General features: G+C 57.1%; 5 protein-coding genes, 2 tRNA genes, 2 rRNA genes and 2 pseudogenes (1 of these 11 cut by a window edge). 5 read left to right on the top strand and 6 right to left on the bottom strand.

Annotation, left to right across the window (positions count from 1 at the left end; genetic code table 11):
- The 4 genes and pseudogenes from CK951_RS01375 to CK951_RS01390 all read left to right on the top strand — a co-directional run.
- Positions 1 to 2,832, top strand: a 23S ribosomal RNA gene (locus CK951_RS01375) (it extends 36 nt beyond the left edge of the window).
- 99 nt (positions 2,833 to 2,931) lie between these two features.
- A 5S ribosomal RNA gene (rrf, locus tag CK951_RS01380) occupies positions 2,932 to 3,046 on the top strand.
- 78 nt (positions 3,047 to 3,124) lie between these two features.
- Positions 3,125 to 3,201: transfer RNA gene (locus CK951_RS01385), tRNA-Met, on the top strand.
- Positions 3,202 to 3,585: 384 nt separating this feature from the next.
- Positions 3,586 to 4,931, top strand: a pseudogene (locus CK951_RS01390) (IS5 family transposase).
- An 80-nt stretch (positions 4,932 to 5,011) separates the two neighbouring features.
- Here the strand turns inward: CK951_RS01390 and CK951_RS01395 are convergent.
- Positions 5,012 to 5,212: pseudogene (locus CK951_RS01395) on the bottom strand (transposase); the annotation flags it as partial.
- Between the two features lie 87 nt (positions 5,213 to 5,299).
- On the opposite strand from CK951_RS01395, the gene CK951_RS01400 reads away from it, so the two are divergent.
- Positions 5,300 to 5,390 (top strand) — tRNA-Ser (locus CK951_RS01400).
- A 311-nt stretch (positions 5,391 to 5,701) separates the two neighbouring features.
- Here the strand turns inward: CK951_RS01400 and CK951_RS01405 are convergent.
- From CK951_RS01405 to CK951_RS01420, 5 genes are all read right to left on the bottom strand, one after another.
- The gene (locus CK951_RS01405) at positions 5,702 to 6,148 is read right to left on the bottom strand and encodes a very short patch repair endonuclease (RefSeq protein ID WP_096784466.1); all 447 of its coding nucleotides are present in this window, start codon (positions 6,146 to 6,148) and stop codon (positions 5,702 to 5,704) included.
- Positions 6,149 to 6,275: 127 nt separating this feature from the next.
- Positions 6,276 to 7,892: a DUF2357 domain-containing protein gene (locus tag CK951_RS22045; protein WP_096784467.1), complete on the bottom strand. Its 1,617-nt coding sequence runs from the start codon at positions 7,890 to 7,892 to the stop codon at positions 6,276 to 6,278.
- Between the two features lie 5 nt (positions 7,893 to 7,897).
- Complete coding sequence (locus CK951_RS20910) at positions 7,898 to 9,859, bottom strand: McrB family protein (protein WP_157764490.1); 1,962 nt, start codon at positions 9,857 to 9,859, stop codon at positions 7,898 to 7,900.
- A gap of 83 nt (positions 9,860 to 9,942) precedes the next feature.
- The gene (locus CK951_RS01415; protein WP_198402381.1) at positions 9,943 to 11,076 is read right to left on the bottom strand and encodes a DNA cytosine methyltransferase; all 1,134 of its coding nucleotides are present in this window, start codon (positions 11,074 to 11,076) and stop codon (positions 9,943 to 9,945) included.
- Positions 11,063 to 12,400, bottom strand: coding sequence for a DNA cytosine methyltransferase (locus CK951_RS01420; protein WP_157764491.1), 1,338 nt, complete (start codon positions 12,398 to 12,400; stop codon positions 11,063 to 11,065). The genes CK951_RS01415 and CK951_RS01420 overlap by 14 nt, the downstream gene beginning before the upstream one ends.
- Positions 12,401 to 12,428: the final 28 nt, after the last annotated feature.

The following is a 12,428-nucleotide window of genomic DNA, read 5'->3' on the forward strand; positions in this document are numbered from 1 at the left end:
GCAGCAAGAGGCGATGAAGGACGTGATACCCTGCGTTAAGCCATGGGGAGCCGGGAATAGGCTTTGATCCATGGATCTCCGAATGGGGAAACCCACCTGATTGTTCATTGTTGTCCTACCGCTTCGCTACTTGAGGACATTGTCCGCGAGTGGGGAAGCGCAGGATCATCAATGGGCAAAACCAGGTATCATTACCCTGAATACATAGGGGTTTTGAAGCGAACCCGGGGAACTGAAACATCTAAGTACCCGGAGGAAAGGAAATCAACAGAGACTCCGCTAGTAGTGGCGAGCGAACGCGGACCAGCCGATCTCCGAAGAGTGACTGGAATGGCCTGGAAAGGCCAGCGATACAGGGTGACAGCCCCGTACAGGAAGCTCCAGGAGACATATCAAGTAGGGCGGGACACGTGAAATCCTGTCTGAAGATCGGGGGACCACCCCCGAAGGCTAAGTACTCCTTGCTGACCGATAGCGAACCAGTACCGTGAGGGAAAGGTGAAAAGCACCCCGACGAGGGGAGTGAAACAGTACCTGAAACCGGACGCCTACAAGCAGTCGGAGGGTCCATGAGACCTGACGGCGTACCTTTTGTATAATGGGTCAACGACTTGGTCTCACGAGCAAGCTTAAGCCGATAGGTGGAGGCGCAGCGAAAGCGAGTCTTAAAAGGGCGTCGAGTTCGTGGGATCAGACCCGAAACCAGGTGATCTAGCCATGAGCAGGATGAAGTCAGGGTAACACCTGATGGAGGTCCGAACCAACACCCGTTGAAAAGGGTCTGGATGACTTGTGGCTAGGGGTGAAAGGCCAATCAAACCTGGAGATAGCTGGTTCTCCGCGAAAGCTATTTAGGTAGCGCCTCGGACGAATACCTCGGGGGGTAGAGCACTGCATGGATGATGGGGGCCCACAGCCTTACTGAGTCTAAGCAAACTCCGAATACCCGAGAGTACTATCCGGGAGACACACGGCGGGTGCTAACGTCCGTCGTGAAGAGGGAAACAACCCTGACCTGCAGCTAAGGCCCCCAATTCGTGGCTAAGTGGGAAAGCATGTGGGACGGCCAAAACAACCAGGAGGTTGGCTTAGAAGCAGCCATCCTTTAAAGATAGCGTAACAGCTCACTGGTCTAGACAAGCTGTCCTGCGGCGAAGATGTAACGGGGCTCAAGCCACGAGCCGAAGCTCAGGATGCACAGCAATGTGCGTGGTAGCGGAGCGTTCCGTGATATAGCTTCATGTCTCTTATCCCTCCGGGGAGACAGAGACGCGAAGCTTTCTGTGAAGCCGGGCCGTAAGGCATCCGGTGGAGAGATCGGAAGCGAGAATGTTGACATGAGTAGCGACAAACAGGGTGAGAGACCCTGTCGCCGAAAGTCCAAGGGTTCCTGCTTAAAGCTAATCTGAGCAGGGTGAGCCGGCCCCTAAGGCGAGGCCGAAAGGCGTAGTCGATGGGAACCAGGTTAATATTCCTGGGCCAGGAGGATGTGACGGATCGCAGGTGTAGTTCGGCCTTATCGGATTGGCCGGGCTGCTGAGCGGTCCCTGGAAATAGCCCTCCATCAGACCGTACCCTAAACCGACACAGGTGGACTGGTAGAGTATACCAAGGCGCTTGAGAGAACCACATCAAAGGAACTCGGCAAAATGCCTCCGTAAGTTCGCGAGAAGGAGGCCCCGTCTGTGCGCAAGCATGGGCGGGGGGCACAAACCAGGGGGTGGCGACTGTTTACTTAAAACACAGGGCTCTGCGAAGCCGTAAGGCGACGTATAGGGTCTGACGCCTGCCCGGTGCTGGAAGGTTAAAAGGAGAGGTGCAAGCCTTGAATTGAAGCCCCAGTAAACGGCGGCCGTAACTATAACGGTCCTAAGGTAGCGAAATTCCTTGTCGGGTAAGTTCCGACCTGCACGAATGGCGTAACGATCTCCCCGCTGTCTCTGATGTGGACTCAGCGAAATTGAACTGTGTGTCAAGATGCACACTTCCCGCGGTTAGACGGAAAGACCCCATGAACCTTTACTATAGCTTCGCACTGGCATCAGGAATGTGATGTGCAGGATAGGTGGTAGGCATCGAAGCGGGGACGCCAGTTCCCGTGGAGCCAACCTTGAGATACCACCCTTCGCATTCTTGATGTCTAACCGCGGTCCGTCATCCGGATCCGGGACCCTGCGTGGTGGGTAGTTTGACTGGGGCGGTCGCCTCCCAAACAGTAACGGAGGCGCGCGATGGTGGGCTCAGACCGGTCGGAAATCGGTCGTCGAGTGCAATGGCAGAAGCCCGCCTGACTGCAAGACTGACAAGTCGAGCAGAGACGAAAGTCGGCCATAGTGATCCGGTGGTCCCGAGTGGAAGGGCCATCGCTCAACGGATAAAAGGTACTCTGGGGATAACAGGCTGATGATGCCCAAGAGTCCATATCGACGGCATCGTTTGGCACCTCGATGTCGGCTCATCTCATCCTGGGGCTGGAGCAGGTCCCAAGGGTATGGCTGTTCGCCATTTAAAGAGGTACGTGAGCTGGGTTTAGAACGTCGTGAGACAGTTCGGTCCCTATCTGCCGTGGGTGTAGGAGACTTGAGAAGAGTTGCCCCTAGTACGAGAGGACCGGGGTGAACGAACCACTGGTGGACCAGTTGTCGTGCCAACGGCAGTGCTGGGTAGCTATGTTCGGACAGGATAACCGCTGAAGGCATCTAAGCGGGAAGCCCCCTTCAAAACAAGGTCTCCCTTGAGGGCCGTGGAAGACCACCACGTCGATAGGCCAGAGGTGTAAGTGCGGCAACGCATTCAGCTGACTGGTACTAATTGCCCGATTGGCTTGATCTGACCCGGTAACAGCAAGGCTCATAACCTCGCTCTACCCCAGATCAGAAAGCAGCACGACCTGGAACAAGCATAAGCCTGATGTTGTCGTTTCTTCTCCGGTCTGGTGGCCATAGCACGAGCAAAACACCCGATCCCATCCCGAACTCGGCCGTTAAGTGCCGTCGCGCCAATGGTACTGCGTCTCAAGACGTGGGAGAGTAGGTCGCCGCCAGACCTGAAAAGAAACGAAATCTCCAGAACGATCAAAATCATCCGCGTCAGAAGCAAACAATCGCTCAAGACGCAAAACGGCCGCGGGGTGGAGCAGCCCGGTAGCTCGTCAGGCTCATAACCTGAAGGCCGCAGGTTCAAATCCTGCCCCCGCAACCAAAAAACAACGTAAGATCAAGACGTTACCGGCCGCCCATTGGGGCGGTTTTTTGCGTTCTAACGCGCGGGTCAACAATAGGTCAACAAACGGACAAATTCCGCGTGCGACTCCAGTGGGATAGTAGCCGCGCAGGACGCGGAGCGCGCGAAAACCGCAGTGGACCGAGGCCAACCGGATAGAGGTTGCATTAGTTCTGCGAGACGATCCGCAGATGCTTACCAACGTAGCCGATCTCAAGTCTCTTGATTGCTGGGGCTTCACGTAGTCCGGCCTGAACAACACGGAAGTGGTTGATACAGCGCGTGAAAGCCGAGGTTTCAGTCGCCATGGCCTGCATGATTTCATAGGATTCCGCCCGTAACCCTGCAATTTTGGCCCGCCGCATGAAGCACCGTCCCCGTCCGCCCGAGCGGAATGACCTCTTCCGGCCGCGCCTCGTCGACATGATCGACCTGCGCCACGAGCTGGTCACGCTGGCGGGGCTGATCGACTGGGAGTTCTTCGAGCGCGAATGGGCGGGCTTCTTCCCGTCCAGCACCGGACGGCCGGCGACCTCGCCGCGGCTGGTCGCGGGGCTGCTCTACCTGCAGCACGCGTTCCGGCTGTCGGACGAGGCTGTGGTCGCGCGCTGGGTCGAGAACCCCTACTTTCAGCATTTCACCGGGGAGACCTTCTTTCAGCACCGCCCGCCGATCGATCCCACCTCGCTCATCCGCTGGCGGAAGCGGATCGGGGAAGAGGGAGTCGAATGGCTGCTGACGAAGACCATCGAGGCCGGGCGGAAATCGGGTGCCGTCGACGATGCCTGCCTCGACGAGGTGGCGGTCGACACGACCGTCATGGAAAAGAACATCGCGCACCCGACGGACTCCCGCCTCTACGAACGCGCGCGGGCGCAGCTGGTGGGTCTGGCCCGGGACGCCGGGATCGAGCTGCGCCAAAGCTACGCCCCCTGGCACCGCGGCTGGCGGCGCAGGTGGGGCGCTACGCCCACGCGAAGCAGTTCCGGCGCATGCGCAAGGCCTTGAGAACGCAGAAAGGCTACACCGGCCGCGTGATGCGGGACATCCGGCGGCAGCTCGACGAGATCCCCGCGGGGCCGCTGCGCGAGCGGATGCTCGACAAGCTCGTGCTGGTCTCGCGGCTGCTCCACCAGAAGCCGAAGGATCCCGGCAAGATCTATTCACTGCATGAGCCGGAGGTCGACTGCATCTCCAAGGGCAAGGCTCGGGTGCGCTACGAGTTCGGCACCAAGGTCAGCATCGCCACCACGCTGACGGGCAGCTTCGTGGTGGGCACGCGCTCGCTGCCGGGGAACCCTTGCGACGGCCACACCCTCGGCGAGGCGCTGGAGCAGGTGGCGATCCTCACCGGCCACCCGCCGAAGCGGGCTGTCGTCGATCGCGGCTACAAGGGCCACGGCGTCGAACATACCCAGGTGCTGATCAGCGGCACCCGCCGCGGCCTGACGCCCTCGCTGGCGAAGGCGCTCCGACGGCGCAGCAGCATCGAGCCCGCGATCGGCCACATGAAGACCGATGGCCGCCTCGCCCGCTGCTACCTGAAAGGCACCCTCGGAGACGCCCTCTTCGCCGTCCTCTGCGGCTGCGGCCACAACATCCGCAAGATCCTCGCCCACCTGAGGAAGCTTCTTGCCGCCATCATCACCCTCGTCCTGACGGCGATCCGGCACGACAGATTTCAGCACCACAGCATCGCGGCCGCCTGACCGCGTTGTTCAGGCTGAACGAAGTAAGGGAAGCATAGAGCTCTCCTTCAACAGATCTTAGGGTCCAGACTCATTGATTTTCAGTTCCAGAACAGGACGATGGCTGCGAGTGCGATAGCGGAGAAGAAGGTGTCCGGGCAGCGGTCATATCGGGTAGCGACTCGTCGCCAGTCCTTGACTCGCCCGAACATGATCTCGATGCGGTTGCGCCGCTTGTAACGCCTCTTGTCGTATCTCACATCGGTCTTGCGCGGTTTCTGGCCCGGGATGCAGACCTTCAAATCCGAGAAATAGGCCGTTGCCAAGGGCCGAGCGCGCGGCCAAAAAATCGCTTGTTCTCCTTGGCCTTGATCCCTATACGGGTCTGCGGAGACGTGGCCGAGCGGTCGAAGGCACACCCCTGCTAAGGGTGCAGACCTCTAAAGGGTCTCGAGGGTTCGAATCCCTTCGTCTCCGCCACTTGCCCTCGCGAAAGCGTTCTCCGGACCCGGCAGCGGCCGGATTTTTCCTTTGTTTTCGAGGGTTATGCGGGAGGGGCTGAGCACTGAGCTGGGTGCAAGGAGGACCGAAAGTGGTCTCTCTGGGCCAATATTCTCCGGACCTGTTGCCTGCATGGATTTGGTGAAGATCATTTAACCCATTGAAAGTAAGCCAATTTTTCAACCTTCTATGGAACACTTCGATTTCAGGGGCGTGCTTCGAAATGGAACCGAAATCGGAAAACATCGACATCGGCGAAGCAACGAGGTGACTGTTCAGCCGCCACGATCTCAATCGGCAGCGATGATCCCGCAATGCGGAATGTCACTTACACCGATCTCGATGGTAGCGGGCCCTACGGGCAGCCAGACCGCGAGAAGACCAATGCTGGCGCCAACCTGTTCCTGCTTCCGTAGGGCGCACTCCCATACCGTTGCCACGCGCCATCCGTCTTCGAGGAGCTTTCTGCGAACAGCACTGTCCCGAGCGACGTTCGCGTCGAACTTCGCCTGCCAGAACTCGGAACGGGTCGAGGGGATGGTGGCGTAGCGGCACCCCTGGTGTCGGTGCCAGAAGCAGCCGTGCACGAAGACCACGGCGCGATACTTCGGAAGGACAAGGTCCGGTCGACCGTGAACCTTGCCGGCATGAAGCCGGAAGCGGAAACCGCGCGCGTGCAATGCCCGCCTGAGAGCCAACTCAGGCTTTGTATTCTTTCCCCGCACGGCGGACATCATCCGAGAACGGGTTACCTTATCGACATTATCCGTTGCGGCCTCCAATGCTCGTGCCTTAGGGAAGTTATGTACAAAAACCTGAACCAACGCCGCGAAAACTCGCCCAGGCAGACTGGAGAACAACGCCTCATGCAACGCAATGGGTGCTAGACAGCATCTCCACGGATCGCGTCAGCAAGCGTTCAAACACCCCTTGGTCATGTGCCGGCCGAACTTCGGCGATAGCCGGCATATTAAAAGGAATTGGGCCCTTGAGGATCGGCAGATCGCTAGGCCGCGGCGCCATTACCACTGCTCCACGAACCACAGGCTTATCATCGTATCCTAGAATTGAATCCCGGTAGGCATGCAGATCTTGAACTCCCGCGTTAAGGGAGCTTCCCGAGCGATATTTCGGATCAAGCACGACCATTCCAGTGCAACGACCGGAAGGATCAAGACGGCTCAGGACAATATCGGGAATCGCTTCTACAAGAGGAGTCCTGACCCCGTCAGCCGCGGGTTTGCGTGTCACGCGTCTTTGATAGGTGAGTATCAGGGTTTCCTCGAGTGGTATATTCCCAGCACCACCCTGTGCAAGCACTGTCCCGAAGGCTCTCCCATCCTCGCACCCCCGCAGTACTTCTGCGATTCGAACGCGCGAATTTGGAAAAACACTGGCGGCAGCGGCTAAAAGGCTGACGTAGCACCAGATTTCATATAGTCGATATGTTCTATCGACGGAAAGATTTGGACGGGCTAAGCCTGCTGCCCCCAATCCCGCTCGCATTCTGCTCATCGCCGAAAAGGCTGCAGCATAGTCAGGATGCATCCGAAAAACGCTCGTCGCCCGCAATCCGTGCTCGGGCCGTAGTCCCGAGAAGATTGAACGACGCTCCAAGTTGGCAATTCTGTTGCGCCACCGGGATACGCGCGCCGACCAAAGGGCTTCTGTACCCGCGGGTAGTTCCACTGTAGCGCCGACTGAGAAGCGCTCCGTTAAGTCTGCGATCACGGAGCGGAGCCAGCGCATAAACCCGACGATTACCCTGTTCTCATACGCGTCTACAGTTTCCTCTCGCTTCGTCTGCCTTAGCCTTGGCGCCCACCTACCACCCAGTGCGCCAACGAGCCTTGGAGCTGAAGCCAATTCGGCCACTGTTGCCGCCCTCGAATGCGGGGAGCGGAGAGCAGCCAAAATAGTCCGATCATCGATCCGGCGTGCGCGCGCAACGTCGACCTCCTCCGACATCGACTCAAGAAGGCGAACAGGATGATCTGCAATACGCGATACCGCCCGCTCAAAGCGGACAAAGTTTGTTCGTATAAGCTCGAGGGTGACAACGTCACATCGAAGTCCGTTGGCGCTGGCGGACGCTGGCATTGTAACAACACCCAGCCGATAAAGCGCAAGTGTTGCGCGCGACGTCTCGGACACCATTGTCGCGTACTCGTCTCGCGTGAGTTTCGCGAGGTCGGCATCAACTTCGACCTCCGCCATGATCAAGACTTGACCTTCTCTGATTATTGCGATGCGCAAATCACCGGCGAAGAACTCGTTCTCAAAAAGAAATACAGTTTCGCCACCTCGCGTAAAGCGCGGCAGCGCAATGTCATTCAGGTAAAGCTCGCTTCTATGATCAGGTGGCCTTCCATCGATCTCAACGCTAAACTCAAGTCGCCGATTTTCAGCGATTACTCCTTTCGGTACATCGCAATCCGGGAGAACCATATAAATTTTTGCGTGCCCAGCCACTCTGACCATCAAAGTCAGTTCCAAAACTGAAAACTCCCGAAGCGCTCGAGATCGCGACGCATTCGCCCGAGCACAGTCGCGGATCGGCTCTGGAGGCCGAGCTTCTGGAATATTTCTTCCAACCGCCTTAGTGGCTCCGACCAATGCTCGCCTTCGCCCCGCATTTTTGTCAGAACCTTTTGGCAAAGTTGAGCGTCGATAGCTGAATCGACGGTCAGCGCACCATCGGAGCTGGCTTTGGCCTCGTTTACGAAGCGGATAACCGCGCGAGCGGTGCGGAAACCGAAGTGAGCGTCAACTACGCGCAATGTCTTCCACGTACCTTCCAGGATCTCCTTTGTTCGGATGCGCTCCCCTTCATCGAGGGCTGAAGCTTCACTGAGCCACTTTTCTAATGATGAGGTAAGGTCGACATCACTGGTATCTATCACCTGGGCGCGATCCAAGACCTTATCACTGATGCGGAGTGTTGATTCGTCGATGTTCACCGTTCCAAAGAGAAAAATATTTGGTGACCATTTGACACTATTTGCAATTGTTGCATCGCCTCGAGTGTCGAGGATGATCTCATTTCCAGATTCCATCGCACTTAGGCAGTCCGCCAAGTAATACTCAACACGTGCGAGGTTCATCTCATCTAGGCATACAAATACAGGAACTGCCTCTTCGGCGGCAGTGAGCATTGCATCCAGAAACGGAGCGCGGACATATTTTGCGCCTATTGGATCGTAGTGACCCAGCAATTGCGTCCCATCAGTCCAGTCTGGCCGCACTTCGATTATTGTTAAGTGTGGTCGATCAACAGCTGGCTGACCGTAAACCGCTTTTGCCAAGGCCGATACCAACCGAGATTTTCCGGTCCCACTAACGCCTCGCAGAATGATGAAGTTCTTGCCGTCTCCCGACCGGATCGCCGCAATAAGGGAGGCAAGCAGATCATCAGAAAATACTAAATCGGGCTCATGGTCGCTTAAGGCCTTCTTCAGAATTGATAAGGTCAAATCTGGGATTGGCGTTGCCACAGAAGGTGGTGGTGGTGGTGCTGATGCCTCTCTGGACGCAGCGGTCCCTTCACAGAACCACTCAATCCACTCCTGTGCGGTTGAGAAAGATTTGGAAGCTGGATTCTTCGAAACCGCAGCAGAAACCACATCGCGAACATCATCTGGAATCCTCCAGTAACCGCCCCCTGCGGCGCCAGGCGACGCTAGCAGCAGTTCGCCAAATCCGGCGCGCTTGAGAAAAGGCGTCATTCGTTGGTCTCGTAGCTGTCCTTCTGGAGTCTTTCCTTCTGGTGCGTTCTCTTCTGCAGGATGGGTTCGAGCATTCAAAAGTCCTGCTGCATTGGCCGCTTTTCCGATGAACGCCCCATATCCAGGATCCTGCCGGGCTATCCGTATGCGTTCAATGGCAGCGTCTGTCTCGTTGTCATGTAGGAGACGCATCAGCTCGCGGTTCACCTCGTCCCAGTGAATCTTCCAATCTAGTTGGGAGGCAGCTCGCAGGACGACCCAATAGGGGTGAACGCTGTTTCCGTCTGGAAGGCTGCGTTCTGCTGGATTGTCGAACTGGTAGCGCCTCAGGACATCGAGCACTTCTACCGCTATCACCCTCTTCATTCCGTCCGGGCGCGCCGCTTCTCGCAACAATCGACCTAGCCTTGCCAACCTGGTCGCGCCCTCGCCCGGATACAGGATGCCCATTCGTTCGAATATCTTATGCCAGCGCCGTGGACGCTTGATCTCTTGGCCGGTGACTGCCTTGACGTCATCCTCGTTGCGCCCCGACCGTCCTTCCATTTGGAGCAAGGCGCCGATCGTCTTGTCCGGCGTGTAGCCGCCGGTGAAGACGCCGATTTGCGGAGAGTCCCTATCCGGTGCGGGCCACCTGAGCGCTCCGTCTGGTGCAGTTTCTACAGTAATCGTTGACGGGATTTCTGCTGCCGTAGCGGCAGTATCTTCGGCTGTTTCCACCAAGACGCGCACCTCGAGTTTGCTTGTGTGTAACAGTCCAAGCTTAGATAAGCGCTGTCAACAGACCGCTCTTGATGGACACGCTCTCACGGGAGCGCCAAGAGTCGACCTTCTTGTCTAGCTGCAGCCGCCTCGATGATTGCCGCACCGATGCGCTGAGCCAAAAGAGGTGGGACAGCATTCCCAACCTGGCGAGCTCCCTGCTCGCGGTTGCCCTCGAACACGAAGTGGTCCGGGAAAGTCTGCAAACGAGCACCTTCTCGAACAGTAAGGCTGCGGTCGTCGTCGGGATGACCGAACCTTCCGCGCGTAAAGCTGTCAAATCTCGCCGTCAGGGTCACGGACGGCTCGTCCCACGACAGTCTCCCGTAGACATCCATATGTCGATGTCCCGGATTGTTCACGTGGCAAGCTAGTTGCAAGTGCACAGGCAGATGCTCGCGTCCGCCTCCAGGCGGAACATGACGGATTCGCTCCAAATTTAGCTTTGATAAACGGGCCTCTCGGTAGTGATTTGGGATGCCAGGGTGGGGGCTGCCATCTGCTGGCGGCGTGGGAAGATCGCCGATAGCATCGCGGACAGTAACGCGCCGGGTCGAGTGCGTTCTCTTGGGAAACCGGAACCTAGGAATAAGGTCTGGAGCATGCTCGCCAACCAAGAATGCACGTTTTCGCACTTGGGGAACGCCATAATCGGCAGCATCCAGAAGTTCGATATGGATTATATAGTTCAGTCGCGCGGCGCGCTCCGCCATTTCTTTCAGGAATGGCTTTCCGTGCTTGCTAAGCAAGCCACCGACATTCTCCATCAGGAAAAATTGAGGCCGCACCTCCTCCACGAGACGCATGAAGTGCAGTACAAGCCCGTTCCTTGCATCCTCTCGATCGCCACGTCGCTGGACAGAAAATCCTTGGCAGGGGGGGCCACCAGCTAAGAGCATGCAGTCGCCTCGGCCTAGGTTTGCGCGGCCAAGTATCTCTTTGCCTGACACCTCTTCGATTGAAGCAGTATCGACATGCGACCCCAGAGCGCGTTCGTAGGTTCGGGTGGCAATTGGGTCGTTGTCTAAGGCTGCAGCAATTCTGTACCCTGCAGAAGTTAAACCGAGAGATAGACCTCCAGCGCCACAGAACAAGTCAATCGCCTTGGGCGTGTAGAGTTCTTTTTTTATCATCGGTTCCAAAGCCAGATCGCAGCTCCTTTGATTAAGCAGCTGCATGTTTTCTTGTCCTTTGGCGCTTTATTCCGTTAATCGTCACTGCGAACCCTGGCCCCACCGCACCGCTCACCTCAATGGGCGGCACCCCTTCCAACCATTTATCCGTTGATTGACCCACCAATTGTGCGGCTACGAACTCTCCAAGTCGCTGAGCAACCAGTGGTGAGACAGCATTCCCAACTTGCTTGAAACCGTCATCGAACGGCCCTGAAAAAAGATAGTCTGGAGGGAACCCCTGTAGCAGCGCGGCCTCACGGGTAGTGAGTCCTCGATCTTGCTCTGGATGTGCAAAGCGGCCGCAAGAGGGCGTCCGGCATCGCGCTGTGATCGTGACTGACGGCTTGTCCCACGGCAGCCGCCCGTAGACATCAGTGTATCCGCCGTGTGTGGCTCGCGTTCGATCAAGGCATGCGGGCCCGACACCAACCGGTCGGTTGCCGCCATCCTTCGGTATCTGCCGAAGGATCTCTAGCGTGCTCGGACGATGCTTCGATGCGACATGCATAGGGTCGCGCGGATCCTTCTCGCCCGACGCGAGTTTGGGTAGGTTCCCGATCGCTTCTCGTACGGTGCGATACTCCCCAGGGTGAATCGGAGCGGCTGGAAGAACAAAGGCTGCGCGAAATGCCATCACCACAGCCCGGAAGCGCTCCTGAGGCAGGCCAAAGCCTGCAAGGTTATAAATCCCTGCACGAACCTCAAAACCGCTTTTTGCAAGTCGTTCGCGTCCCGCCGCGAAATGGGGCCAGTGACCAGCAGAGAACAGGTCCGGTACGTTCTCCATGAGAATTGCATCCGGCTGAACGACCGCCGCAATCCGGCAGAAAGCCTCAAAGAGGTTGCGGCGGGGATCGTCCTCCATAAATGACTTACGGTGTGCTGCAAACCCTTGGCATGGTGCACAGCCTACCAAGAGTATCTTGTCAAAGCGCTCAAGCTGCCAAGAAGCCATTTTTGCAGCGAGCGCCGCTTCTGAATTTGCTATCTCAAGAATATCCACACGATCGCATGGAGCCCCGACCATAGTCTCAAATGTTCGGGCGCAATGCTGATCATTGTCGATTCCCTCGATGATCTCGAACTTTGCAGGGCCGCTAATAGCCTTTAGGCCTATGCTAACACCTCCAGCCCCGCAGAAAAAATCGACTACTCCGATGTTGGGCAGGCTTTCAGTTCTGGCGATCATTTTGGAAAGTTGCCGATCGCTCACCTCTTGGGTTATTTTCTTTTCCGATTTGCGGTAGTTTGATGAGCGCCTTATCGCGCTATCTTTGTCCTGTGGCATGATTTGCGCCCCCTCTGCACGTTTCTTTTTCTCACTCAACTCTTGTCTTTCGCACAGGGCGTTCTTT

Source organism: Rhodobacter sp. CZR27 (assembly GCF_002407205.1).
Classification (GTDB): Bacteria; Pseudomonadota; Alphaproteobacteria; order Rhodobacterales; family Rhodobacteraceae; genus Cereibacter_A.

What these genes read in the sequence shown, in the direction of transcription:
- CK951_RS01405 (WP_096784466.1), bottom strand. Translation starts at nt 6,148, where the DNA reads ATGATGTCCGCCGTGCGGGGAAAGAATACAAAGCCTGAGTTGGCTCTC.
- CK951_RS22045 (WP_096784467.1), bottom strand. Translation starts at nt 7,892, where the DNA reads ATGGTCAGAGTGGCTGGGCACGCAAAAATTTATATGGTTCTCCCGGAT.
- CK951_RS01415 (WP_198402381.1), bottom strand. Translation starts at nt 11,076, where the DNA reads ATGCAGCTGCTTAATCAAAGGAGCTGCGATCTGGCTTTGGAACCGATG.